Here is a 26,744-nt window from a genome sequence, read left to right on the forward strand (position 1 = left end):
CAAAACAAAGCCCAGGGATCTCAGCGTGAAGGAAAAGGACCGGCGGTCGAAGAATGCCTCCGTGACGACGGCGAAGGGCCGTGGTGCCGAGGCGCGTGGCGGTGGCCGCCATGAAAAGAAGCGTCCACCGTTTGCCAAGTCGGGCGATTTCAAAGAACGGGCCACCATCCAGGCAACGGCGAAAGTTGCAGAGCCGCGCGAGCGGCCTCCGCGGGCACAGCCCGAAAACGAGGCACCGGCGCGCGTCATCCCACGGCGCACCGGCGACAAGCCGGGCGAACAGGTGCCGCTCATTCTCGAAACGTCGGGTGTTTCCGGCTATCATCTGATCGACAGCGGCGCCGGCGAAAAGCTTGAGCAGTACGGACCCTATCGCATCGTGCGCCCCGAGGCGCAGGCGCTTTGGCCGCGTACCCTGCCCGCCAGTGTATGGGAGAATGCCGACGCAATCTTCACCGGCGACACCGACGAGGACGGCATGGGCCGCTGGCGCTTTCCCGGCGCCGTTCTTGGCGAGACCTGGCCGATGCAGCTTCTCGGCACCGAATTCCATGGCCGCTTCACGTCCTTCCGCCATGTCGGCGTGTTTCCCGAGCAGCTCGCCCACTGGAGCTGGGTGAAGGACCAGGTAGAGGCGGCCCGCCGCCCCCTGAAGGTCCTCAACCTGTTCGGTTATACCGGGGTCGCCTCGCTGATCGCCGCCAAGGCCGGTGCCGAGGTCACCCATGTCGACGCCTCGAAGAAGGCGATTGGCTGGGCCCGGGAAAACCAGGCGCTGGCGCGCGCCGAAAAGCTGCCGATCCGCTGGATCTGCGACGACGCGATGAAGTTCATTCAGCGCGAGGAACGTCGCGGCAGCCGCTATGACATCATCCTGACCGACCCGCCAAAGTTCGGCCGCGGTCCGAACGGCGAGGTCTGGCAGCTTTTCGACCACCTGGCTGCGATGCTCGACATCTGCCGCGAAATCCTGTCGCCCGAAGCGCGCGGCCTAGTGCTGACCGCCTATTCGATCCGCGCCAGCTTCTACTCGATCCATGAACTGATGCGCGAGACGATGCGCGGCCGCGGCGGCCGGGTGGAATCGGGCGAACTCATCATCCGCGAAGGCGGCCTTGACGGCCACGAGCCGGGACGGGCGCTTTCGACTTCTCTCTTCAGCCGCTGGGTGCCGTAATGAGCAATGACAGAAGCGAACACGGCGCAGGCCGCGTCGGACAGGTGAAGGAAGTCACCAGCCTCACCAATCCTATTATCAAGGACATCAAGTTGCTGGCGCAGAAGAAGCACCGCGACGAGACACGGTCCTTCATGGCCGAAGGCTTGAAACTGGTGATCGATGCGCTCGATCTCGGCTGGAAGATCAAGACGCTGATCTACGCCAAGGCGGCCAAGGGCAAGCCGCATGTGGAACAGGTCGCAGCAAAGACCTTTGCCCGGGGCGGTCTGGTGCTCGAGGTCAGCGAAAAGGTGCTCTCGACGATCACCCGGCGCGACAATCCGCAGATGGTCGTCGGCATCTTCGAGCAGCGCTACCGGGCGCTGAAGGAGATCCGCCCGCAGCTCGGCGAAACCTATGTGGCGCTCGACCGTGTTCGCGATCCGGGTAATCTCGGCACGATTATCCGCACGGCCGATGCGGCCGGTGCCTCCGGCATCATTCTCGTCGGGGAAACGACCGATCCGTTCTCGCTCGAGACGGTGCGGGCGACGATGGGCTCGGTCTTCGCCATGCCGGTCGTGCGCGCCAGCGCCGATGACTTCGTCAAATGGCAGAAGCAGGCCGGTGTAAAGGTCGTCGCCACGCATCTGGCCGGTTCGGTCGACTACCGGACGATCGACTACAAGTCGAAACCGGTCGTGTTGCTGATGGGCAACGAACAGGCTGGCCTTCCGGAAGAGCTTGCCCGTGAGGCCGGAGCGCTGGCCCGCATTCCGCAGGCGGGGCGTGCCGATTCCCTCAACCTGGCGATCGCCACCGGCATCATGCTGTTTGAGGCGCGACGTCATCTGCTGGCGCTGGATGCCGGCGCATGAGCGAAAAGCAGGTATTGTTTTCGCGGCCGCTCCCGATCGCGGTCTTCATCGCCCTCGCGCTCGCCGCCGACCAGCTGATCAAATATCTGGTCGAATCCTATCTGCCGTTCAATGAGGCGGTTCCGGTCGTGCCGATGCTGGCGCTCTACCGCACCTACAATTACGGCGTCGCCTTCTCGATGCTGTCGGGCATGGAAGGCTGGTTCATCGTCGGCATGCGCCTTGTCGTCGTTGCCTTCGTTCTGTGGCTGTGGCGGCGCACGCCGAAGGACAGGTTCTTCGCGCATTTCGGCTACGCCTTGATCATTGCCGGTGCGCTCGGCAACCTCGTCGACCGGCTGATCTTCGGCTACGTCATCGACTACATCCTCTTCCATACGCAGACGTGGTCTTTCGCGGTCTTCAACCTGGCCGACAGTTTCATCACCGTTGGCGCCGGCGCGATCATTCTCGACGAGCTGCTGCAGGCGAAAAAGGCAAACCGCTAAGATTTTATCGATGCGCTGAAGCCATTCGGAACGCTTGCCGTGTTAGCTGAATGGCATGAGCGAGCCGTCACGATTGCTAGAGCAGATCGAATCCGGTTTCGGTGCACAAGCCCGAACCAGCGGTGCGATGTCCGCTGCCGGCAGGGCGGACGGCATCGGATCGGTGTCGAAGCCCGTGGCATCGGCCTACTCCCTGCGTCGTCTTTCGCTGGCATCTTTGGGGGTCATCGCCTCTGGCCTCGTGCTTGCGCTCGGTATCGCCGCCGGTCTTTATCTGTTTTCCGCGGCGGTTGCGGCGGCCGGCCTTGCGGGCGTGTTGCTCCTGATCGCCGATGGCATCAGGGCCGCCGACAGCGATAGACAGTGCGTGGAGGCAAGGCACGATGGCGACTGGGATCGCCAGGAAACTTCGGCGCTGCTTTCGACCATCCACGATGCGCTCGGAGATCTGGCGATCATGCGCGGCATGGATGGCAAGATCGTCCATGCCAATGCCGCCTTTCATCGCGCCTGCGGCATCGATGATGCCAGGGGGCTGACTTGTGCCGCCATCGGCCTGAACTTCGAACCGAAGATCGAACCCAATCACTACCTCGTGCTGATTGCCGCATCCGAAGGGCTGCGCCTCTACGATTGGCACGATGTCATCGCCCGGGATCCGGCGAACGGTCGGCTGATGCGCCACAGCATCGCGCGCGATGTGACGGAGGAAGCCCGTGCTGCACGTGAACGTGAAGACGCGCGCCGCCGCGCCGAGGACGCGAGCCAGGCGAAATCGCGGCTGCTTGCAACCGTCAGCCATGAAATCCGCACGCCGCTGTCCGGCATCCTCGGCATGAGCCATCTGCTCGGCCAGACCCGGCTGTCGAGCGAGCAGAAGAACTATCTTGCCGGCATGCAGCAGTCCGGCCATGCCCTGGTACAGCTCGTCGAGGACCTGATCGATTTCTCGTCGCTGTCTTCAGGGCGTTTCCAGTTCCGGCCCTCGCGACAGGATCCGCGCGGCGTGATCGAGAGCGTCGTCGAGATGCTTTCCAACCGCGCGCATGAAAAGGGCATCGAGATCGGGGCTACCGTGACGGCCGACGTGCCGGCGCTGATGGAGTTCGATGCAGCCCGCCTGCGCCAGGTGCTGTTCAATGTCATCGGCAATGCTGTGAAGTTCACGGAGGTCGGCGGTGTTTTTGTCAGTGCCGACATCGTCGAGGATTGCGTGCAAATCCTCATCGACGACACCGGTCCCGGCATGTCGGGCGACGAACTGAAACGCATCTTTGAAGAGTTCGAACAGGCCGGCAATCACGAGCAGCGCGCCAAGGGTACGGGGCTCGGACTGGCGATCTCGCGCCGGATCATGCAGGCCTGCGGCGGCAGCCTGACAGCGTCGAGCGCGTCCGGCCGCGGCAGCCGCTTCGAGATCCGCCTGCCACTCGCCGAAGTCGAGCGGGTAGCGCCGGAGCGGCGCCAGAGGCTCGCCCAATCGCATGTCCTGGTGATGGCGCCGGATGGGCCAGCATCCGCGGCACTCTCTGCCACCATCGCCACGCTCGGCGGGCGTTGCCATCGGGCAACGACGCTGGCCGCCGCCCAGAACGTCATCTCGGATGTTCTTTCCGGCGGCGCGCCATTGACCGATATCATCGTCGATCACCGCCACGCCGGTCAGTTCAAGCAGATTCTCGCCTTGCAGCCGGCCGTCGCGCGCCTCGACGTGCGCCGGACCTACCTGATCAACCCGGAGGAGCGCAACAATCACCCTGTCGATCAGATGGACGGTTACGAGGCTTGGCTGATCCGCCCGTTGCGCGAGAAGTCGCTGGTCGAAGTCCTGCTCGGACGGTTGAAGGGTATCGAGAAGCGCGATGCCATCAACGACAACCGGCCGATCCTTCGCGAGGAACCGACAATTGCGCCCGCCAGGCAGAGCCCGCGCTGCATCCTTTTGGCGGAGGACGATCCGGTCAATGCGCTGATCGTGCGCACGGTGCTGGAGCGCGCCGGACAGACGGTCCGGCTGGTGACGGATTTTGGCGCCGTCGATCAGATCCTCTCCGGGACCGGCGATCAGGTCCAGGCGATGCCGGAACTGGTCGTCACCGATCTCAACATGCCGGGCGGCGACGGATTTTCGATGCTGAAACGCCTGCGGGAGAACGAAGCGATGCGGCCGGGCCGGCGCCTTCCGGTGATCGTGCTGACGTCCGATGCACGGCTGGAGATCAGGGACAGACTTGTCGCGGCCGGCGCCGACGTCGTACTGCCCAAGCCGGCGGATCCGCAGTGGTTGATGGCTGAAATAAGCCGCCTTCTCGAGATACGGTAAGCGCTCAAGTCGTAACGGTATCAACGCCCGAGCGGGGGGTTGTGCTCCGTTTTCATGTCACTATGTTGTTGCAGAAACGTGGTCTAAGCCCGGCAGATACGAATGATTCGGGATGACGCGGATGACGATCGACCTTCTGGATTCGACGAGCGTGGTAGACACTTCTCAAGCTTGCGTCGGCAAGACAATGACCGCCCCGGCGACCGACGTTCTCGGCCGAATAGCTAATCTTGAGACCCGGCTTGCACGCAGCGCATCGGAGATCGATGCGGCGCAGGCGGTGCGCTACAAGGTTTTTGTCGAGGAAATGAAGGCGCAGGTCGGGCCGGACGCCGACCGTCGCAAGCGCGACGTCGACAGCTGGGACGCGATCTGTGATCATCTGCTTGTGCTCGACACGGCGATCGAGGGTGATCCGGAAGACCAGATCGTCGGCACCTACCGCCTGCTGCGCCAGGACGTGGCCGAGCGCGCCGGCGGCTTCTATTCCGCTTCGGAATTCGATGTCGGAGCACTTCTCTCCCGCCACTCCAGCAAGCGCTTCATGGAGCTCGGACGCTCCTGCGTGCTGCCGGATTACCGCACGAAGCGCACCGTGGAACTGCTCTGGCAGGGTAACTGGGCCTATGCTCTGAGATACGGTGTCGATGCCATGTTCGGCTGCGGATCGTTTCCAGGCGTCGTCCCCGCCGAACATGCGCTGGCGCTTTCCTTCCTTCACCACAATATCCTTGCTCGCGACGAATGGGCCGTCGGCGCCCGCCCCGAACTGCACCGGACCATGGACATGATGCCGGTAGAGGCCATCAATCCGAAGAAGGCTCTGGCCGCCTTGCCGCCGCTGATCAAGGGCTACATGCGCCTTGGGGCCATGGTCGGCGACGGCGCGGTGGTCGACCATGCGTTCCGCACCACCGACGTGCTGATCGTTCTGCCGATCAGCAACATCTCCGGCCGCTATCTCAATTACTACGGTGCGGATGCCGGGCGGTTTGCCACGTCTGTATCCTGACAGGCGCTTGACGCAATTAACCAGATATTAAGGATGGGTTTGACTTTCGATGTCGAAAGATGGACTAGTCTTGTCAAGAAGTAATTTGGTTTCATGACGAAATTATAGAATAAATAACGGAGAGAACCGCCAGCTTCATATGAGATTGGCGTATATTGCGCTCTGTCTCCATATTATTTTCATCGCACTGGAAGTAAGTCTTCCATCATGTATTGAGCTCGACCCCTTTCCCAAGGGTGTCGAGCTCTTCTTTTGTATGCAGATCCATGCTGTTTCTGCATCGGCTCGACACACCCTGTTCATCGCTGGAGCAGGGTGTGTCCCGAAATCGGACATCAATTACCGAGTCTACATTCCGGCGTTGTAGGCAGCGATTGCCGCCATGTTGACGATGTCGGAATCCTTCGCCGACATCGAAACGATCTGCACCGATTTGTCGAAACCGACGAGCAGGGGACCGATGACGGTCGAGCCGCCGAGTTCCTGCAGCATCTTCGTCGAGATCGAGGCGGAGTGGAACGCCGGCATGACGAGCACGTTGGCAGGGCCTGAAAGGCGGCAGAAGGGATACTGCTCCATCACCCGCGAATTGAGCGCCACGTCGGCGGCCATCTCGCCGTCATATTCGAAGTCGACACGGCGCTTGTCGAGAATGTTGACCGCCTCGCGCACCCGCTCCGAGCGTTCGCCCGAGGGATGGCCGAAGGTCGAATAGGCCAGCATCGCCACCCGCGGCACGTAGCCGAGGCGCTTGGCGAGGCCGGCTGCTTCCTCGGCGATATCGGCGAGTTCTTCCGACGACGGCATGTCGTGTACGGCCGTGTCGGCGACCAGAACGGTGCGGCCGCGGCAGAGGGCGATCGACACGCCGATGACCCGGTGGCCCGGCTTCGGGTCGATGCAGCGGCGCACATCGTCAAGCGCCGTCGAATAGTTGCGGGTTATGCCCGTGACCATGCCGTCGGCATCCCCGAGCGCGACCATGCACGCGGCGAAGTGGTTGCGGTCGTTGTTGATCAGGCGCTGGGCATCGCGGAACAGGGAGCCCTTGCGCTGCAGGCGCGCGTAGAGGTAGTCGGTATAGGCTCCGACCCGCTTGGAAACCCGGGCATTGACGATTTGGATGCCGGGGCGGTCGAGATCGATGCCCTCGCGCTCCGCGGTCTCGCGCATGCGGTCCTCGCGGCCGAGCAGGATCGCGGTGCCGAGCTGCTGGTTGGCATAGGCGATCGCCGAGCGCATGACCTGCACTTCTTCACCTTCGGCAAAGACGATGCGCTTCGGCTGGCGCCGGACGCGCTCGTAGATCCGTTGCAGCGTCGAGGCAATCGGGTCGCGGCGGGCGGAAAGCTGGCGGCCATAGGCTTCGAGATCGACGATCGGCTTGCGTGCGACGCCGGTTTCCATCGCCGCCTTGGCAACGGCCATCGGGATCGCCGAGATCAGCCTCGGGTCGAAGGGAACCGGGATGATGTACTGCGCGCCGAAGCGCGGGCGGTTGCCCTGGTAGGCGGCCGCGACATCGTCCGGCACGTCTTCCTTGGCGAGGCTTGCGAGCGCTTCCGCCGCGGCGATCTTCATCGCGTCGTTGATCGTCGAGGCGCGCACGTCGAGCGCGCCGCGGAAGATATAGGGGAAGCCGAGTACGTTGTTGACCTGGTTTGGGTAGTCCGAACGGCCGGTCGCGACGATCGCGTCGTCGCGGATGCGGGCGACCTCTTCCGGGGTGATTTCCGGATCCGGGTTGGCCATGGCGAAGATGATCGGCCGCGGCGCCATCGAGCGGACCATGTCCTCCGACAGCGCGCCCTTGGCCGAAAGGCCGAAGACCACGTCAGCACCCTCGAGCGCTTCGGCAAGCGTGCGGCGGTCGGTCTTGACCGCATGCGCCGACTTCCACTGGTTCATGCCTTCGGTGCGGCCCTGGAAGATCACGCCCTTGGTGTCGCAGAGGGTGACGTTTTCCGGGTTGAAGCCCATCGCCTTGATGAGCTCGATGCAGGCGATGGCCGCGGCGCCGGCGCCGTTGCAGACGAGCTTGGTGGTCTTGAAGTCGCGTCCGGTCAACGTCAGCGCGTTGATGAGGCCGGCGGCTGCGATGATCGCTGTGCCGTGCTGGTCGTCATGGAACACTGGAATGTCCATGACCTCGCGCAGCTTCTGCTCGATGATGAAACAGTCCGGCGCCTTAATGTCCTCGAGGTTGATGCCGCCGAAGGAGGGGCCGAGGAAGCGCACGCAGTTGATGAACTCGTCGACGTTCTCGGTGTCGACCTCAAGGTCGATCGAATCGACGTCGGCGAAGCGCTTAAACAGCACCGCCTTGCCTTCCATGACCGGCTTGGAGGCGAGCGCTCCGAGATTGCCGAGGCCGAGGATGGCCGTGCCGTTGGAGATGACCGCGACCATGTTGCCGCGTGTCGTGTAATCGTAGGCGGTGGCGGGATCCTCGGCGATCGCCAGGACCGGCACTGCAACGCCCGGTGAATAAGCGAGCGACAGGTCGCGTTGCGTGGCCATGGCCTTGGTGGGGGAAATCTCCAGCTTTCCGGGACGACCCTGCGAGTGAAAATCGAGCGCTTCCTGCGCGGTGACGCTCGTCATAGTGCGATCGGTCTTGTCGGTGGCCGGCATGTTTCCTCTATCCTCCTGTGGGCGACCCTGTCGGGGCGTCTCTTTATGGTTGTCGTCTATAATTGCTTGCGGATAGTGTGCCATCTCTTTTTTCGGGACAATCATGAATTTCGTGACAGACCAATCGAGCCGCTCCGGCGAGGTGTTTTCTGCAGCCGAACTGGCGACCGAGGAGAGCCGCTCCACGGCGACGCCGATGATGGAGCAGTTCATCGAGATCAAGGCGAACAACCCGGATTCGCTGCTTTTCTACCGCATGGGCGACTTCTACGAGCTGTTCTTCCAGGACGCAGTCGAAGCCTCGCGGGCGCTCGGCATCACGCTGACGAAACGCGGCCAGCATATGGGACAGGAAATCCCGATGTGCGGCGTGCCGGTGCATGCGGCCGACGATTATCTGCAGAAACTGATCGGTCTCGGCTTTCGCGTCGCGGTCTGCGAGCAGGTCGAGGATCCTGCCGAAGCCAAGAAGCGCGGCAGCAAATCAGTCGTGCGCCGCGACGTCGTCCGGCTGGTGACACCGGGGACGATCACCGAGGAGAAGCTGCTTTCGCCCTCGGAGACCAACTATCTGATGGCGCTCGCCCGCATCAAGAGCGGTTCGGAGCCGGCCTATGCGCTGGCCTGGATCGATATCTCGACCGGCATCTTCAGGCTCGCCGAAACCGGTGAGAGCCGGTTGCTCGCCGACATCCTGCGCATCGAGCCGCGCGAACTGATCCTCGCCGACACCGTCTTCCACGACCCGGAACTGCGTCCCGTGTTCGACGTGCTCGGCCGGGTGGCCGTGCCGCAGCCGGGCGTGCTGTTCGACAGCGCCACGGCCGAGGGCCGCATCGCCCGCTACTTCGGCGTCAAGACGCTCGATGGTTTCGGCAGCTTTTCGCGCGCCGAACTGGCGGCGGCATCCGCTGCCATCTCCTATGTCGAAAAGACCCAGCTTGCCGAACGTCCGGCTCTCGGCACACCCGAGCGTGAGAGCGCTGCCTCGACATTGTTCATCGATCCGGCGACGCGGGCCAACCTCGAGCTCGTCAAAACCCTGTCGGGCGCCCGCGAAGGCACGCTTTTGAAAGCGCTCGACCGAACCGTGACGAGCGGCGGAGCGCGGCTCCTGGCCGAACGGCTGATGTCACCGCTGACCGATCCCGATCGCATCAACCAGCGGCTGGATTCGATCGAGATTCTGGCCAGCCAGCCCTCCTTTGCCGGCGATCTGCGCGATTCTCTTCGTCGCGCCCCCGACATGCCGCGTGCGTTGTCGCGGCTGGCGCTTGGCCGCGGCGGCCCGCGCGACCTCGGCGCCATCCAGGCGGGCCTCAAGGCAGCGGCAACGATCTCCCGGCTGATGGCTTCCGGCAATCTGTCTGAGGAGCTTGTCGAGGCACGGGCGGCGATCGATGCCCTGCCATCGGCCGTCCTCGACCACCTCGATACGATGCTTGCCGACGAATTGCCGCTTCTGAAGCGCGACGGCGGCTTCCTGCGGGAAGGGGCAAGTGCCGATCTCGACGAGGTGCGGGGGCTGCGCGACCAGTCACGCCGGGTTATCGCCGGGCTGCAGCTGCAATATTCCGAAGAGACCGGCATCAAGTCGCTGAAGATCAAGCACAACAACGTGCTCGGCTATTTCATCGAGGTGACGGCGGGCAATGCCGGCTCGATGACCGACACCGACGAGGGCCGCGCCCGCTTCATCCATCGCCAGACCATGGCGAACGCGATGCGCTTCACCACGACAGCGCTTGCCGAGCTTGAGAGCAAGATCGCCAATGCGGCCGACCGGGCGCTGTCGATCGAGCTTGCCGCGTTCGAGGCGATGACATCAGACGTCGTGGCGGCGGCCGAAATCATCAAGGCTGCGGCGCTGGCGCTTGCGACCGTCGACGTTTCGGCTGGCCTCGCGACGCTTGCCGAAGAGCAGAACTATGCTCGCCCCATCGTCGACCACACGCGCATGTTCGCCATCGAAGGCGGCCGCCATCCCGTCGTCGAGCAAGCCTTGAAGCGTCAGGCGTCCAACGCCTTCGTTGCCAATGGCTGCGATCTGTCGCCGCCAACAGGCGAAGAGGGCGGGGCGATCTGGCTTCTGACCGGTCCGAACATGGGCGGTAAGTCGACCTTCCTCAGGCAGAACGCGCTGATTGCGATCATGGCGCAGATGGGCACCTTCGTTCCCGCCGCAAGCGCCCATATCGGCATTGTCGACCGCCTGTTCTCGCGCGTCGGCGCCTCCGACGATCTTGCCCGCGGACGCTCGACCTTCATGGTCGAGATGGTCGAGACGGCGGCAATCCTCAATCAGGCGACCGATCGCTCGCTGGTGATCCTCGACGAGATCGGCCGAGGCACTGCGACCTTCGACGGTCTGTCGATTGCCTGGGCAGCCGTCGAGCATCTGCATGAGGCGAACCGCTGCCGCGGATTGTTCGCGACCCACTTCCACGAGCTGACCGTGCTTTCGGAAAAGCTCGGCCGGCTTTCGAATGCGACCATGCGCGTCAAAGAGTGGCACGGCGACGTGATCTTCCTGCACGAGGTCGGGCCGGGTGCCGCCGACCGTTCCTACGGTATTCAGGTCGCCCGTCTTGCCGGTCTGCCGGCTTCGGTCGTGGCTCGGGCCAAGGACGTGCTTGCCAAGCTCGAAGACGCCGATCGCAAGAACCCCGCAAGCCAGCTGATCGACGATCTGCCGTTGTTCCAGGTGGCGATCCGGCGCGAGGAAGCCAAGCCCGCTGGAAACTCCAGGGTTGACGAGGCGCTGAAGGCACTCAACCCCGACGATATGACGCCGCGCGAGGCGCTGGACGCACTCTACGCCCTGAAAAAGGAACTGAGCGCCCGGTGACGGGCATACCGTTTTTCCTGTGCATGCGTCGGTGAAAAAGGCTATACAGCGCCGCGCGCCTTTCGAGGGCGTGGCGATGAGCCTGTATTAATTTTGAAATGCTGCAACGTCCCGGTTCGGCCTTGATCGGATGGGAGCATGCAGGAATGCTCTTCATGCAGCGGACCACGCAACCAGTCGGACAGGACGCCCCTCGGCACTTCATGGGCAGACACGAAACTTCCTTTCCCGAAATTCTCGACGTCGCGGCGCTTCGGGCGAAATGCGACTTCATCGCCTCGGCCCACGCCGAGCAGCGCGAACCGATGCGTCAGGCACTGCTTGCGGCCTTCAAACAGGCAAATGTTGCAGGCCGCGCCAAGGCGCGCGAACTGTTTGCTGGCGATGGCGGCGGTATCCTTTGCGCCGAGCGTATCTCCTGGCTTCAGGACCAGCTGATCACGGTGCTGCATGATTTCGTGCTCAACGAGATTTTCGATGCCGCCAATGCAGCCCCGGCAAGCCGCATCGCTGTCGCTGCCGTTGGCGGTTACGGCCGCGGCACGCTGGCACCCGGCTCGGACATCGACCTGCTCTTCCTGCTGCCGGTGAAGAAGGCCGTCTGGGCCGAGCCCGCCATCGAATTCATGCTCTACATCCTGTGGGATCTGGGCTTCAAGGTCGGCCACGCCACCCGCACGATCGAGGACTGCATCCGGCTCTCGCGTGCCGACATGACGATCCGCACGGCAATCCTCGAGACCCGCTATATCTGTGGTTCCGAAACGCTGGCGGCTGAACTCGAAACGCGCTTCGACCATGAGATCGTGCGCAACACCGGGCCGGACTTCATCGCCGCCAAGCTTGCCGAACGCGACGAGCGCCACCGCAAGGCCGGCGACACGCGCTATCTCGTCGAGCCCAACGTCAAGGAAGGCAAGGGCGGGCTTCGAGACCTGCACACACTGTTCTGGATCGCCAAGTATTTTTACCGGGTCAAGGATTCGGCCGATCTGATCAAGCTCGGCGTCCTCTCCCGCACGGAATACAAGCTGTTCCAGAAGGCGGAGGATTTCCTCTGGGCGGTGCGTTGCCACATGCATTTCTTGACCGGCAAGGCCGAGGAACGGCTGTCCTTCGACATTCAGCGCGAGATCGCCGAGGCGCTCGGCTATCACGACCACCCCGGCCTTTCGGCGGTCGAGCGCTTCATGAAGCACTACTTCCTGGTGGCCAAGGATGTCGGCGATCTCACCCGCATCTTCTGCGCCGCACTCGAAGACCAGCAGGCCAAGGACGCGCCCGGCCTTTCCGGCATCATCGGCCGCTTCACCCATCGCAGCCGCAAGATTGCCGGCACGCTCGACTTCGTCGATGACGGCGGGCGCATAGCACTTTCGAGCCCCGATGTGTTCAAGCGCGATCCGGTCAACCTTTTGCGCTTCTTCCACATCGCCGACATCAACAATCTCGAGTTCCACCCGGCAGCGCTTCGGCAGGTGACGCGCTCGCTCGGCTTGATCAAGCCGCAGCTGCGCGAGAACGAGGAGGCGAACCGGCTGTTCCTGTCGATCCTGACCTCGCGCCGCAAGCCGGAGCTGATCCTTCGCCGCATGAACGAAGCGGGCGTGCTCGGGCGGTTCATTCCGGATTTCGGCAAGATCGTCTCGATGATGCAGTTCAACATGTACCACCACTATACGGTGGACGAGCATCTGCTGCGCGCGGTCGACGTTCTCTCGCGCGTCGAGCGCGGCATCGAGGAGGACGCCCACCCGCTGGTCGCCAAACTGATGCCGGGGATCGAGGACCGCGAGGTGCTCTACGTCGCCGTGCTTCTGCACGATATCGCCAAGGGTCGGCCGGAGGATCATTCGGTCGCCGGTGCCAAGGTGGCGCGCCGGCTCTGCCCGCGCTTTGGCCTGACGCCGAAGCAAACCGAGCTTGTCGCCTGGCTGATCGACGAGCACCTGACAATGTCGATGGTCGCCCAGACCCGCGACCTCAACGATCGCAAGACCATCGTCGACTTTGCCGAGCGGGTGCAGTCGCTCGACCGGTTGAAGATGCTCTTGATCCTCACCGTCTGCGACATCCGCGCCGTCGGCCCGGGCGTCTGGAACGGCTGGAAGGGGCAGCTGCTCCGTACACTCTATTATGAAACCGAACTCCTGCTTTCGGGCGGCTTCTCCGAGCTGTCGCGCAAGGAGCGCGCTGCCCATGCGGCAACGATGCTGAGCGACGCGCTGACCGACTGGCCGGCAAGCGAGCGCGAAGCCTATGTGCGGCTGCATTATCAACCCTATCTGCTGACCGTGGCGCTCGAGGATCAGGTGCGTCACGCCCGCTTCATCCGCGAGGCGGATGCCGCCGGCAAGGCGCTGTCGACCATGGTGCGCACGCACCAGTTCCATGCGATCACCGAAATCACCGTGCTGTCGCCCGACCATCCGCGGCTCTTGACGGTCATCGCCGGCGCCTGTGCTGCGGCGGGCGCCAACATCGTCGACGCGCAGATCTTCACCACTTCGGACGGCCGGGCGCTTGATACGATCCTGGTCAACCGCGAGTTTTCCGTCGACGGCGACGAGACGCGCCGGGCGGCCAGCATCGGCAGGTTGATCGAGGACGCGCTGTCCGGTCGCAAGCGGCTGCCGGAGGTGATCGCCAGCCGCACCAAGGTCAAGAAGCGCAACAAGGCCTTCACTGTTACGCCTGAGGTGACGATCAGCAATACGCTGTCGAACAAGTTCACGGTCATCGAGGTCGAGTGTCTCGACCGTCCCGGCCTGCTGTCGGAGATCACCGCCGTCCTGTCGGACCTTTCGCTCGACATTGCCTCGGCGCACATCACCACCTTCGGCGAGAAGGTCATCGACACCTTCTACATCACCGATCTCGTCGGCCAGAAGGTCACCAGTGAAAACCGCCAGATGAACATCGCCGCCCGCCTCAAGGCCGTCATGGCCGACGAGGCCGACGAGGTTCGAGACCGGATGCCATCCGGCATCATCGCGCCTGCCGTAGGCACGTCCTCCGCTCAAAGAACGACAAAAGCCGAAACATGAGTCTGGTCAAGAAATTTGCAACCGTCGGCGGCGCCACGCTCGGCAGCCGTCTGTTCGGCTTCATCCGCGAAACCTTCATGGCGGCGGCCCTCGGCACCGGCCCGGTCGCCGATGCCTTCAACACCGCCTTCCGCCTGCCCAACACCTTTCGCCGGCTCTTTGCCGAGGGCGCATTCAATTCCGCCTTCGTGCCGCTTTTTGCCAGGGAGATCGAGGCGAACGGCATGGAAGGGGCGCGGCGGTTCTCCGAAGAAGTCTTCGGCGTTCTCTTCACCGTGCTGTTGTTCCTGACGGTGGTGATGGAACTGACGATGCCGTTCATCGTCAGCAACCTGATCGCGCCCGGTTTCGCCAATGATCCGGCGAAGCTCGGCAATACCATCGTCTTCGCGACGATCATGTTTCCCTATCTCGCCTGCATGTCGCTTGCCGCGATGATGGCGGGAATGCTCAATTCGCTGCACCGCTATTTCGCCGCGGCGATCGCTCCGGTGTTCCTCAATATCATCCTCATCGGCATCCTCGGCCATGCCTGGTACATCGGCCAGGATCCGATTGCGGTCGGCTACGGCCTCTCCTGGGGCGTGATGGCGGCCGGTCTCGTGCAATTGGCGATCGTCTGGGTCGCGGTGCGCGACGCCGGCATCAAGATCGGCTTTCGCCGCCCGCGGCTGACGGCCAATGTCAGGCGGCTGCTGGTGCTGGCGTTGCCGGCCGCGATCACCGGCGGCATCACCCAGATCAACCTCCTGATCAACACCAACATCGCCTCGGCGCAGGAAGGTGCTGTGTCGTCGCTCGTCTATGCCGACCGTATCTACCAGCTGCCGCTCGGCGTCGTCGGCATTGCGGTCGCAACCGTGCTTTTGCCGGAACTGGCGCGCGCGCTGCGCTCCGGCAACGTCAACGAGGCCGCGAACCTGCAGAACCGCTCGGTGGAATTCACCCTGTTTCTGACGTTGCCGGCGGCGGCGGCCTTGCTTGTCATGTCGGAGCCGATTGTCCGGCTGCTGTTCGAACGTGGTGAATTCTCCGCGTCGTCGACGGTGGTCGTCGGCCATATCCTGGCGATCTACGGCCTCGGCCTGCCGGCTTTCGTGCTGATCAAGGCGTTCATCCCCGGCTTCTTTGCCCGCGAGGACACGCGCACGCCGATGGTCTTTGCCGGCATTTCGGTTGCGGTGAACGTGTCGCTGGCGCTGACGCTGTTTCCGCGGCTGGGCGCAAGCGGCATCGCGACGGCGGAAATCGTTGCCGGCTGGGTGAATGCCGTGCTGCTGTTCGGCATGCTCGTCTGGCGTGGCCATTGGGGACGCGACATTCCGCTTCTGACCCGCATTCCCCGTCTCGTCATTGCCGCGGCCGGCATGGCGCTCGCCTTGCATTATGCTCTTCAGTGGTTGGCCTACGAAGTGTCGTCGGCAGCGCCGTTGATCGTGCGCGCAACCACGCTCTGCGGTCTGGTGGCCGTCGCCATGGCGATCTATTTCGCGATCGCCTTCGGTATCGGCGGCGCTAATCTCGGCATGATCCGCCGCAACATCAAGCGCAAGGCGAAGGCCAAGGCAGACCCTGCTCCAGCGCCGGACGCAGACGCCTGAACCATCCGGTGATGAAGCGGCGATGCCTATTTTAATCGGCGTCGCCCACTCGGATTCGCACCACTTGATCGCGCCCCGCCCGACGTGCATAAGCCATGCCGTTAGCAACATGGGTGATGAACCCTGGGGCCCTCCACCAGCCTATTGAGGACGACATGAACGAATTCAAGCCGCTCGTATTTTCCGGTGTGCAGCCGACGGGCAACCTCCATCTCGGTAATTATCTCGGCGCGATCCGCAAGTTCGTGGCTCTGCAGGAAAACAACGATTGCATCTATTGCGTCGTCGACCTGCATTCGATCACCGCGCAGCTCGTGCATGAGGACCTGAAGGGGCAGATCCGCTCGATCGCCGCAGCCTTCATCGCGTCCGGCATCGATCCGGAAAAGCATATCGTCTTCAATCAGTCGGCCGTGCCGCAGCATGCGGAACTCGCGTGGATCTTCAACTGCGTCGCCCGTATCGGCTGGATGAACCGGATGACCCAGTTCAAGGACAAGGCCGGCAAGGACCGCGAGAACGCCTCGCTGGGCCTGCTTGCCTATCCGAGCCTGATGGCCGCCGACATTCTCGTCTATCGCGCCACCCATGTTCCTGTCGGCGACGACCAGAAGCAGCATCTCGAATTGACGCGCGACATCGCCCAGAAATTCAATATCGACTTCATGGAGCACATCCGTCGTGGTGGCTACGGCGTCGACATGGTCGTCGGCGAAGAGCCTGTTCATGCCTATTTCCCGCCGGTGGAGCCGCTGATCGGCGGCGCAACGCCGCGTGTCATGTCGCTGCGTGACGGCACCAAGAAGATGTCGAAGTCCGATCCGTCGGATCTTTCGCGCGTCAACCTGATGGATGATGCCGAAACCATCTCCAAGAAGATCCGCAAGGCCAAGACCGACCCGGATGCGCTCCCGAGCGAGCTCGACGGCCTCAAGGGACGCCCCGAGGCGGAAAACCTCGTCGGCATCTATGCGGCCCTTTCCGACAAGACCAAGGAAGAAGTGCTGGGCGAATTCGGTGGCCAGCAGTTCTCGGTGTTCAAGCCGGCCCTGGTCGACCTGGCGGTCGAGGTTCTGTCGCCAATCACTGGCGAGATGCGCCGCCTGATGGGCGACACGGCCCACATCGACGCCATCCTTCGCGATGGTGGCGAGCGTGCCCGGGCGCGGGCGGAAAAGACCATGAGCGAGGTTCGCGAAATCATCGGATTTCTGCAGTAAAAGGCGAAAATGAGGCCTTGCGGCGGCTTATCTGGAGTGTAATGTTCGCCGCATGGTCTCGACCCGACTCTCACGACTTGAAGGTCACCGCCGCAAATTCATGGCGGTGATCGACGATACCCCGGAATGCGGCCGCGCTGTCCACTATGCTGGCATGCGCGCCAAGAATTCCAATGGCGGTCTCGTCCTGCTCTATGTCATCGCCGACGGCGACTTCCAGCAATGGCTGGGGGTCGAGGAAATCATGCGTGCGGAAGCGCGCGACGAGGCGGAAGCGACGCTCGCCAAGGTGGCGCAGTCCGTCCGCGAGCGCATCGGAATAGAACCCGAAATCGTCATCCGCGAAGGGGCAGCAACCGAGCAGATCCATTCGGCCATCGAAGAGGATCGCGACATCGCCATCCTGGTTCTGGCCGCAGGCTCGGCAAAGGAGGGCCCCGGTCCGCTGGTGTCGTCGATCGCCGGCAAGGCGGCCGCCTTCCCGATCCCGGTGACGGTCATCCCGGATCTGCTCACCGACGAGGAAATCGACGCGCTCAGCTGAGCTGCGTCTCTTTGCGCTCTTGCGAGGGCGGAACGAAGATCTTATATTCTTTTGAATTATTCTAAAGAGCCGGTTGAGGGAACCGATCCCGGCGAGACGGAGAGAGACATGTTCATCCAGACCGAAGCCACGCCGAACCCGGCCACGCTCAAGTTCCTGCCGGGCAAGGTCGTTCTGGAAAGCGGCACTGCCGAATTCCGCGACGAGGAAGAAGCACGCGCCGGTTCGCCGCTTGCTGCCCGCCTGTTCTCGATCCCTGGCGTCAGCGGTGTCTACTTCGGCTACGACTTCATCACCGTCAGCAAGGACGGGCAGGAGTGGCAGCACCTGAAGCCCGCCATCCTCGGCTCGATCATGGAGCACTTCATGTCCGGTGCGCCGATCATGGCCGGAGCGGGCCGCGCCGAGCAGCTGGACGAAGAAGACGAATTCTTCGAGCCCGGCGACGAGACCATTGTCGCAACCATCAAGGAACTGCTCGAAACCCGGGTTCGCCCGGCGGTGGCTCAGGACGGTGGCGACATCACCTTCCGCGGCTTCAAGGACGGTACCGTGTTCCTGAACATGAAGGGTGCCTGCTCTGGCTGCCCGTCGTCGACGGCGACCCTGAAGCATGGCGTGCAGAATCTGCTGCGGCATTTCGTTCCCGAGGTGGAAGCGGTCGAAGCCGTCTGATATCGCGATGGCGAACGGCTGCGCCTTTCGAGGCTGCAGCTGATCACTAGTGTGAGTAAGCGTAACCGCGATGCCGATCGGGCTTCGCGGCATGATGCGTCTGGAAATCGCTGCAACTGAAATGATCGTACTTGCCATCGACACATCAGGGTCCGGCTGTTCCGCTGCCATCTATGACAGTGGTTCGTCGGCAGTTCTCGGGCAATCCGGTGCCGACATCGGCCGTGGCCATGCCGAAAGGCTGATGGAGTTCGTCGACGAGGCGCTCGTCGCAGCCGATCGCCCGATCGGCGATATCGACCGCATCGCCGTCACCATCGGCCCGGGATCGTTCACCGGTATCCGTGTCGGGGTCGCGACGGCGCGCGGACTGGCGCTTGCGCTTGGCAAGCCCGCGGTCGGCATTTCCTCCCTTCACGTTATCGCAGAAGAAGCCCGTTCCGCGGCGCCGGGCAAATCGGTGCTGGTCGCGATCGACGCCAAGCGCGACGAGGTCTATGTCCAGGCCTACGATGCCGCAGGCCATGCCGTCACGGAGCCGGAAGCGCTGTCGGTCACGGTTGCCCGCGACCGCTTTGCCGGTTTCGAGGGATGCGTGGCCGGTTCGGGCGCCGAACTGCTCGCCTCTCTGACGCCGGTCAAGACCCCGGATCTCGTCGATATCGCAGTCGTTGCGCGGCTCGGTGTTATTGCTGATCCAGCCTCGGCCAAGCCGAAGCCGCTATATCTTCGTGGGCCCGACGCCAAGCCGCAAGCGGGCTTTGCCGTTGCCCGAGCCTAGACACAGATGAACTTCACCGATTACTTCACGCGCCGTGCCGAATTCGACATCTTCCCGCTGGAAGAGCCGGATCTCATCGCCGCCGCCGGCCTGCATCGCCAGCGCTTCGCGGCGCCTTGGAGCGATGGCGAAATCCACGCCTTGCTGGTCCAGGACACGGTGTTCGGCTTTGTCGCTCGCCAGACCAACGGCTCGCTCCGGCCTGCCTTCGGCGGCTTCGTTCTGTCGCGTGCGGTGGCCGGCGAGGCCGAAATCCTGACCATCGGCGTCGATCCGCGCTATGCCCGTTCCGGCCTCGGCTGGCGGCTGATGCAGGCGGCGATGCGCGAAGCTTCGGTCAAGGGATCGGACACGCTGTTCCTCGAAGTGGACGAGACCAATCAGGCCGCGATCGGGCTTTACCGTAAGCTCGGCTTCCTCAAGGTCGGCGAACGCCGCGCCTATTACCAGGACAAGACAGGACAGCGCACCGCTGCGCTTGTCATGCGGCTCGATCTTCGCTAGTGCGAACCGGATTGGTTCGGCACGCCCCGGATGAACCGGGGCTTCGCGCAACCATGCGGAGTGGCGCGTGAACGGCGCAGGAAATCCTTTTCGATGATCAATTGGCTGCGGATCATTTTGTTCGCGCTGGTGCTGGCGTTGGCCTCGCTCGTGCTGATGCCGATCCAGATCGTCTGCCTTTGGCTCGATCTGAAGCCGCGCCGCCTGTTGCCGCGCTACTGGCACCGCATGGCCTGTTATCTGCTCGGCATCAAGGTGCGCGTCCATGGCATGCCCGAACGCCGCCGGCCGCTGCTTCTGTGCGCCAACCACGCCTCGTGGAAAGATATCCTGGTGTTGTCTTCGGTTGCCGACGTCGTCTTCGTCGCCAAGTCCGAGGTCAAGCAATGGCCGGTCTTCGGCATTCTCGCGCGGTTGCAGGCATCGATCTTCGTCGTGCGCGAGCAAAAGCGGTCGACCGGAAAGCAGGTCAGCGAGATCGGCCAGCGGCTCGCTTGCGGCGAGATCGTCGTGCTTTTCCCGGAAGGCACGACCTCCGACGGCAACCGCCTGCTCGAAATCAAGACGTCGCTGTTCGGCGCAGCCGCTTCTGCTGTGCCGCATTCACCGACCGGCATGGTCCACGTTCAGCCGGTCGCCATATCCTATACGGGCATTCACGGAATGCCGATGGGGCGCTTCAACAGGCCGATCGCCGCCTGGCCCGGTGATACCGGCTTGGTGCCGCATCTGCTCGGTATCCTGCGCGAAGGGGCGATCGAGGTGGATGTCGATTTCGGCGAGGCCGTCGACTACGACCACCACACCAACCGCAAGGAAGTCAGCCGCGTGATCGAGCAGCGCATCCGCTCGATGCTGTCGGACCGCCTGCGCGGACGGGCCTGACGCTGGTGGCCACGTGAATGCCGGCAGGCAAAAATACTTCAATTCTGACCCGCTTTGCACTAAAGAACCGGCATGACCCAGGAAACAGCTCTTCTGACGACGCCCGCAACGGGCGACGAACGCACGCCGGCCCGCAAGGTTTTCGTCAAGACCTACGGCTGTCAGATGAATGTCTACGATTCCGACCGCATGTCGGATGCGTTGACGCGTGACGGCTATGTCTCGACGGATGTGCTTGAGGATGCCGACTTCGTCCTGCTCAACACCTGTCACATCCGCGAGAAGGCGGCAGAGAAGGTCTATTCCGAACTCGGTCGCCTGCGCGATCTGAAGAAGGCGAAGGCGCTCGAGGGCCGGGAGATGGTGATCGGCGTTGCTGGCTGCGTTGCCCAGGCCGAAGGCAACGAGATCCTGCGCCGCGCGCCGGCGGTCGACCTCGTCATCGGGCCGACCACCTATCACCGTCTGCCGGAAGCGCTGAAGCGTGCGCGCAACGGCGAGCGCGTCGTCCAGACCGACTACGCCGTCGAGGACAAGTTCGAGCATCTGCCGGCACCCGACAAGGCCAGGACCCGCGCGCGCGGCGTCACAGCGTTCCTGACGGTGCAGGAAGGCTGCGACAAGTTCTGCACTTTCTGCGTCGTTCCCTATACCCGCGGATCGGAGGTCTCCCGTCCCGTCGCCCAGATCGTCTCGGAAGCGGAAAAGCTGGTCGAAGCCGGTGTGCGCGAGATCACCTTGCTCGGCCAGAACGTCAACGCCTGGCATGGGCTCGGCCCCGACGGCCGCGAATGGGGCCTCGGCGATCTGCTGCAATGTCTTGGCGACATCGAGGGGCTGGCGCGGCTGCGTTACACCACCAGCCACCCCCGCGACATGGACGACAGCCTGATCGAGGCGCATCGATCGATGCCGAAGCTGATGCCCTATCTGCACCTGCCGGTCCAGGCAGGCTCCGACCGCATCCTCAAGGCGATGAACAGGCGGCATACGGCGGCCGAGTATCTGGCGCTGATCGCGCGCATCCGCGCGGTGCAGCCGGACCTCGCCTTGTCGGGTGATTTCATCGTCGGCTTCCCCGGCGAGACCGACGAAGACTTCGAAGCGACCATAAGGCTGGTCGAGGCCGTGGGTTATGCACAGGCATTTTCGTTCAAATATTCGACCCGTCCCGGCACGCCCGGCGCCGACCTCGAGGATCAGGTTCCGGAGGACGTAAAAGCCAAGCGTCTGGAAAGATTGCAGGCTTTGCTGATTTCGCAGCAGCGCGCCTTTGCCGAATCCTGTGTCGGACGCGAAATCGACCTGCTTTTGGAGAAGCCGGGCCGCATGCCCGGGCAACTCGTCGGCCGGTCCCCCTGGCTGCAGCCCGTGAATGTTGATGCAAAAGCATCGCAAATCGGTGACATTATCAAGGTGCGAATCATCAAGGCGGGACCGAACAGTCTGTTTGCCGAGATGATCGGGTAAGGACCAAACACAGGAGCCTGAACCGCTTGAACGGACACGAACTGATCTCTTCATCATCGCGCCAGTCGAAAACAACTGCGACAGACGCCAATCACTTCGTGCTCACATTCGAGAACAACCGGTTCGCCAGCGAACTCTTCGGGCAGTTCGATCAGAATCTGAAGCTCCTCGAGGAGCGCCTCCGGATCGAAGCGCACCCGCGCGGCAATTCCGTTGCGATCTCAGGTGATGTCGTTGCCACCAATCAGGCGCGCCGCGCACTCGATTTTCTCTATGGACGGTTGCAGAGTGGCGGATCGATCGATACGTCGGATGTGGAAGGCGCGATCCGCATGGCGGTCGCTGCCGACGACCAGCTGCAATTGCCGACCATGGAGAAAAAAGCCAAATTGACGATGGCGCAGATTTCAACGCGCAAGAAGACGATCGTCGCCCGCACGCCGACGCAGGATGCCTATATCCGCGCGCTGGAGCGTTCCGAGCTCGTCTTCGGCGTCGGTCCGGCCGGTACCGGCAAGACCTACCTCGCGGTTGCCCATGCGGCGCAGCTTCTTGAGCGTGGTGCCGTCGACCGCATCGTGCTTTCCCGTCCGGCCGTCGAAGCCGGCGAACGCCTCGGCTTTCTGCCGGGCGACATGAAGGAGAAGGTCGACCCCTATCTCAGGCCGCTCTACGATGCGCTCTATGACATGATGCCGGGCGACAAGGTGGAGCGTGCCATCACGGCAGGCGTCATCGAAATCGCACCCCTGGCCTTCATGCGCGGTCGCACGCTTGCCAATGCCGCCGTCATTCTCGACGAGGCCCAGAACACCACATCGATGCAGATGAAGATGTTCCTGACCCGTCTCGGCGAAAACGGCCGGATGATCGTGACCGGTGACCCGAGCCAGGTCGACCTGCCGCGCGGCGTCAAATCGGGTCTGGTCGAGGCCTTGCAGATCCTGCGCGGCGTCGAGGGTGTCTCGGTCGTCCGGTTCAAGGACGTCGACGTCGTGCGCCATCCGATGGTGGCACGCATCGTCCGGGCCTACGAGGCCCAGACCGCCGTGCACGATGAAAGCGAGCAGAGCGACCGCTGATCGGCGGTCGTTGCGATCATGACTGCATTGGATATCCAGATCAGCGTCGAGGAGGGCAATTGGCCCGACGAAGAGACGCTTCTCGCCTTTTCGTCGCCGGTGCTCGAGGCGGCCGCAGCCTTCCTGACTGCGGAAGAGGGCCAGCCGTTCCCGAAGATGCAGCCCGAGCTGTCGCTGGTTTTCACCGACGACGCTTCCATTCGCATGATCAATGCCGAATGGCGCAGCCAGGACAAGCCGACCAACGTGCTTTCCTTCCCGGCGTTTCCGCTGACGCCCGGCAAGATGCCGGGGCCGATGCTCGGCGACATCATCGTTGCGCGCGAAACCCTCGAGCGCGAAGCTGAGGGTCTGGAGAAGACGTTCGATGCGCATCTGACGCATCTTCTCGTGCATGGATTCCTGCATCTTTTCGGTTATGATCATATGGTAGATGATGAAGCCGAAAGAATGGAAAGCCTGGAGACTCGCATTTTGGCGCGTCTTGGCTTATCTGATCCTTACGGGGACCGATCCCCGGATTAACAGTTTGGACCAATGAGCGACTTTAAAACACAGCCCGTCGCAATGGCGACCGAGGAGGCCGATGCCTCCGGAGAGGCGGAGGCGGGCAGTAGTAGCACCGCCACTCGACAAGAGGGCACCAAATCCACATCGTCCTTCTGGAGCCGGGCCGCGCGCATTTTGCGTGGTGCCAATCCTTCGAGCCTCCGCGAGGACCTTGCCGACGCACTGCTGACGGACGCCGACAGCAACACGGCATTTTCGCCCGAAGAGCGGGCGATGCTCAACAACATCCTGCGCTTCCGCGAAGTCCGCGTCGAAGACGTGATGGTCCCGCGCGCCGATATCGAAGCCGTCGACCAGAGCATCACCATTGGCGAATTGATGGTGATCTTCGAGGAATCGGGGCGCTCGCGCATGCCGGTCTACAACGAAGGTCTGGATGATCCGCGCGGCATGATCCACATTCGCGACCTGCTCGCCTATGTGACCAAGCAGGCCCGCAACCGCCGTCGCAACGGCAAGGCTCAGACTACCGCCGCGTCGTCGTCTTCGGCTGAAAAGACACCAAGATCGCCGAAAGCGACCTTCGATCTGTCGCGTGTCGATCTCGGCAAGTCGCTGGAGGAGGTGGGCATAATCCGCCAGCTCCTGTTCGTGCCGCCGTCGATGCTTGCTTCGGACCTGATGCAGCGCATGCAGGCCGCTCGTATCCAGATGGCGCTCGTCATCGACGAATATGGCGGCACCGATGGTCTCGTTTCGCTGGAAGACATCGTCGAGATGGTCGTCGGCGACATCGAGGATGAGCATGACGACGACGAGGTCATGTTCGCCAAGACCTCGGAGGACGTCTTCGTCGCCGATGCCCGCGTCGAGCTGGAGGAGATCGCCGAAGCGATCGGTTCCGATTTCGACGTTCGCGAACAGCTTGAGGATGTCGATACGCTCGGTGGCCTGATCTTCGCGTCGCTGGGGCGGATTCCGGTGCGGGGCGAGGTGGTGCAGGCACTGCCAGGCTTTGAGTTCCAAATCCTCGACGCCGATCCTCGCCGCGTCAAGCGGGTGCGGATCATGCGCAAGCGTCCGCCGGCCCGTCGTCGCATCGTGCGATCCGAAGGCGAGTTGGCACAGGAACAGGCGCCCGCCAATCGCGGCAACGGTACCGAGCCGCAACAGGCCGCCGCCGGAGAGCAATAGGCTTTTCCCCACATTGTTTTCTCAGCGAAGCTCGGTCTCGACCTTCGCTGAGAACGGCCACCGATCCTCGATCGGTGGCGTCCCTTTTGCGCGTCAAATTCGACGCGTGGTGCTGCAAAGGGGACAAGCAGCCACTTTTTTGGAACACTGCCGGCAACTGATTCGGTTGTTCTTCCCGCGCAGCGTCGTGTTTCGCGGCCTGCGCCAACAGGAGGCTGCATGGAAAGACTGGCTGGCAGGATCATGCTTCTGTCGGGCGCCCCCCGGCTATTGCTCGCGTTTGCCGCGGGCCTCCTGGCTGTTCTGACACAGCCGCCGTTCGGCATCTTTGCGGCTGCCTTCCTCTCCTTTCCTGTTCTCGTTTGGCTGCTCGACGGCGCGACCGGCCATCCGGACGGCGGCGTAATCCGGCGGCTCTGGCCGGCAGTCTGCATCGGCTGGGCGTTCGGTTTCGGCTATTTCCTCGGCGGGCTCTGGTGGCTTGGTAACGCACTGTTGGTGGAGGCGGACAGCTTCGCCTGGGCATTGCCGCTGGCAGTCGTAGGGCTTCCGGCGTGCCTTGCCCTGTTCTACGCGCTCGCGGCCCTGATTGCCCGCATCCTCTGGTCGGATGGCGTGGGCCGGATCGCAGCACTGGCGCTGGGTTTTGGCTTGGCTGAATGGTTGCGCTCGTTCATCTTTACCGGCTTTCCCTGGAATGCGATCGGCTATGCGGCGATGCCGATGCCGTTGATGATGCAGTCGGCAAGTGTCCTGAACCTCGCAACCATCAACATGCTGGCGGTTTTCGTCTTTGCGGCGCCGGCCCTTATCGCGACCGGCAAGGGCAGCCGTATTGGTCTCAGCCTTGCTGTGGCGCTTTTCGCGGCCCATACCGGCTTCGGCTTTTATCGGCTTGCGCTGCCGGCGCCCGGCGGACCGGATCAGCCGCTTGCCGTTCGCCTCGTTCAGCCGGTGATCGATCAGGCAAAGAAACTCGATGATAGCGAGCGCGGCGCCATCTTCGAGGAGCATTTGGCTTTGACCACGGCACCAGCCGAAGGTGAAACCAAGAAGCCCGATATCGTCGTCTGGCCGGAAACCTCGATCCCGTTCATCCTCACCGACAGTCCCGATGCGCTTGCGCGCATTGCCGAAGTGCTCGATGACGGGCAGATCCTCATTGCCGGCGCGGTGCGAGCGGAAGATGCCGGCGCCGGCCTGCCGCCGCGCTATTACAACTCGATCTACGTCATCGACGAACGCGGGCAGATCATGAGTGCTGCCGACAAGGTGCACCTCGTTCCCTTTGGTGAATATCTGCCGTTCGAGGACATGCTCTCGTCCTGGGGCCTAAGCTCGGTCGCGGCCGCCCTGCCGGGTGGTTTCTCGGCCGCCAAGACCCGGTCGCTACTGACCTTGCCCGGCGGGCGCACGTTCTACCCGCTCATCTGTTATGAGGCGATTTTCCCCGACGAGATCGGCACTGATGCGCGCGGCGCCGACGCGCTGCTCAACATCACCAATGATGCCTGGTTCGGCGACACGCCGGGCCCCCGTCAGCACTTCCATCAGGCGCAGTTGCGTGCAGTGGAAACGGGATTACCCCTTATCCGTGCAGCCAATAATGGTATATCAGCGATTGTTGATGCACGTGGGGTTTTAGTGGTAGGATTGGCCTACAATTATAGGGGAGTGATCGACACAATTCTGCCGGGAAGGCTTCCTACGCCCACGAATGAGGTCATTCGTAGCCGCATTTTCGGGTTGTGCGCAATCTTCCTCCTGCTGGTTGCAGCCTTCTCGCGTGTTAGTTTTAATATTAGGAAGAATTGACCTAAAACCCCTAAAATTGCATAGTGGACCGGACCATCGGTATCTGCTGTGGCGACTCGTTTGTCTTCACCGTT

General features: G+C 62.9%; 20 protein-coding genes. 19 read left to right on the forward strand and 1 reads right to left on the reverse strand.

The genetic code is table 11. The annotated features are described in order from the left end of the window. Positions 1-25: 25 nt before the first annotated feature. The 5 genes from IB264_RS01645 to IB264_RS01665 all read left to right on the forward strand — a co-directional run bounded on the left by IB264_RS01645 (position 26) and on the right by IB264_RS01665 (position 5,860). A complete protein-coding gene (locus IB264_RS01645) occupies positions 26-1,177 on the forward strand; it encodes a class I SAM-dependent rRNA methyltransferase (RefSeq protein ID WP_025425691.1) in 1,152 nt (383 codons plus the stop codon). Next, on the forward strand, positions 1,177-2,037 hold the full coding sequence (locus tag IB264_RS01650; protein WP_025425692.1) for an RNA methyltransferase: 861 nt from the start codon (positions 1,177-1,179) through the stop codon (positions 2,035-2,037). Before IB264_RS01645 ends, IB264_RS01650 begins: the two co-directional genes overlap by 1 nt. Beyond that, positions 2,034-2,525, forward strand: coding sequence for a signal peptidase II (gene lspA, locus IB264_RS01655; RefSeq protein ID WP_025425693.1), 492 nt, complete (start codon positions 2,034-2,036; stop codon positions 2,523-2,525). Before IB264_RS01650 ends, lspA begins: the two co-directional genes overlap by 4 nt. 55 nt (positions 2,526-2,580) lie before the next feature. Beyond that, positions 2,581-4,848, forward strand: a complete 2,268-nt coding sequence (locus IB264_RS01660; protein ID WP_025425694.1) for a hybrid sensor histidine kinase/response regulator — start codon at positions 2,581-2,583, stop codon at positions 4,846-4,848. A gap of 121 nt (positions 4,849-4,969) precedes the next feature. After that, positions 4,970-5,860, forward strand: a complete 891-nt coding sequence (locus tag IB264_RS01665) for a GNAT family N-acetyltransferase (RefSeq protein ID WP_025425695.1) — start codon at positions 4,970-4,972, stop codon at positions 5,858-5,860. Positions 5,861-6,208: 348 nt separating this feature from the next. Here IB264_RS01665 and IB264_RS01670 read toward each other — a convergent pair whose 3' ends face one another. Beyond that, positions 6,209-8,494: an NADP-dependent malic enzyme gene (locus IB264_RS01670; protein WP_025425697.1), complete on the reverse strand. Its 2,286-nt coding sequence runs from the start codon at positions 8,492-8,494 to the stop codon at positions 6,209-6,211. A 103-nt stretch (positions 8,495-8,597) separates the two neighbouring features. On the opposite strand from IB264_RS01670, the gene mutS reads away from it, so the two are divergent. The 14 genes from mutS (at position 8,598) to lnt (ending at position 26,670) form a co-directional block, all read left to right on the forward strand. Then, on the forward strand, positions 8,598-11,342 hold the full coding sequence (mutS, locus tag IB264_RS01675) for a DNA mismatch repair protein MutS (protein WP_025425698.1): 2,745 nt from the start codon (positions 8,598-8,600) through the stop codon (positions 11,340-11,342). A 203-nt stretch (positions 11,343-11,545) separates the two neighbouring features. Next, complete coding sequence (locus IB264_RS01680) at positions 11,546-14,389, forward strand: [protein-PII] uridylyltransferase (RefSeq protein WP_025425699.1); 2,844 nt, start codon at positions 11,546-11,548, stop codon at positions 14,387-14,389. Then, on the forward strand, positions 14,386-15,990 hold the full coding sequence (murJ, locus tag IB264_RS01685) for a murein biosynthesis integral membrane protein MurJ (protein WP_025425700.1): 1,605 nt from the start codon (positions 14,386-14,388) through the stop codon (positions 15,988-15,990). Before IB264_RS01680 ends, murJ begins: the two co-directional genes overlap by 4 nt. Before the next feature lie 155 nt (positions 15,991-16,145). Beyond that, the gene (gene trpS, locus IB264_RS01690; protein WP_057204292.1) at positions 16,146-17,210 is read left to right on the forward strand and encodes a tryptophan--tRNA ligase; all 1,065 of its coding nucleotides are present in this window, start codon (positions 16,146-16,148) and stop codon (positions 17,208-17,210) included. A gap of 52 nt (positions 17,211-17,262) precedes the next feature. Further along, positions 17,263-17,754, forward strand: a complete 492-nt coding sequence (locus tag IB264_RS01695; protein ID WP_025425702.1) for a universal stress protein — start codon at positions 17,263-17,265, stop codon at positions 17,752-17,754. Between the two features lie 108 nt (positions 17,755-17,862). Continuing rightward, positions 17,863-18,429 (forward strand): NifU family protein, encoded by a 567-nt coding sequence (locus IB264_RS01700; protein WP_025425703.1) that lies wholly within the window; start codon positions 17,863-17,865, stop codon positions 18,427-18,429. Positions 18,430-18,550: 121 nt separating this feature from the next. Further along, entirely contained in the window at positions 18,551-19,210 is a 660-nt protein-coding gene (tsaB, locus tag IB264_RS01705; RefSeq protein ID WP_025425704.1) for a tRNA (adenosine(37)-N6)-threonylcarbamoyltransferase complex dimerization subunit type 1 TsaB, read from the forward strand. 6 nt (positions 19,211-19,216) lie between these two features. After that, on the forward strand, positions 19,217-19,714 hold the full coding sequence (locus tag IB264_RS01710; protein WP_025425705.1) for a GNAT family N-acetyltransferase: 498 nt from the start codon (positions 19,217-19,219) through the stop codon (positions 19,712-19,714). 93 nt (positions 19,715-19,807) lie between these two features. After that, complete coding sequence (locus IB264_RS01715) at positions 19,808-20,599, forward strand: 1-acyl-sn-glycerol-3-phosphate acyltransferase (RefSeq protein WP_025425706.1); 792 nt, start codon at positions 19,808-19,810, stop codon at positions 20,597-20,599. Between the two features lie 72 nt (positions 20,600-20,671). Beyond that, a complete protein-coding gene (gene miaB, locus IB264_RS01720) occupies positions 20,672-22,069 on the forward strand; it encodes a tRNA (N6-isopentenyl adenosine(37)-C2)-methylthiotransferase MiaB (RefSeq protein WP_025425707.1) in 1,398 nt (465 codons plus the stop codon). Positions 22,070-22,095: 26 nt separating this feature from the next. Continuing rightward, entirely contained in the window at positions 22,096-23,151 is a 1,056-nt protein-coding gene (locus IB264_RS01725) for a PhoH family protein (RefSeq protein WP_025425708.1), read from the forward strand. Positions 23,152-23,169: 18 nt separating this feature from the next. Further along, positions 23,170-23,676, forward strand: a complete 507-nt coding sequence (gene ybeY, locus IB264_RS01730; RefSeq protein ID WP_025425709.1) for an rRNA maturation RNase YbeY — start codon at positions 23,170-23,172, stop codon at positions 23,674-23,676. 12 nt (positions 23,677-23,688) lie between these two features. Further along, on the forward strand, positions 23,689-24,855 hold the full coding sequence (locus tag IB264_RS01735) for a hemolysin family protein (RefSeq protein WP_025425710.1): 1,167 nt from the start codon (positions 23,689-23,691) through the stop codon (positions 24,853-24,855). 219 nt (positions 24,856-25,074) lie between these two features. Further along, a complete protein-coding gene (gene lnt, locus IB264_RS01740) occupies positions 25,075-26,670 on the forward strand; it encodes an apolipoprotein N-acyltransferase (protein WP_025425711.1) in 1,596 nt (531 codons plus the stop codon). The last annotated feature ends 74 nt before the right edge of the window (positions 26,671-26,744 follow it).

The sequence above is a fragment of the Ensifer sp. ENS11 genome, assembly GCF_014851895.1.
GTDB lineage: Bacteria > Pseudomonadota > Alphaproteobacteria > Rhizobiales > Rhizobiaceae > Ensifer > Ensifer canadensis.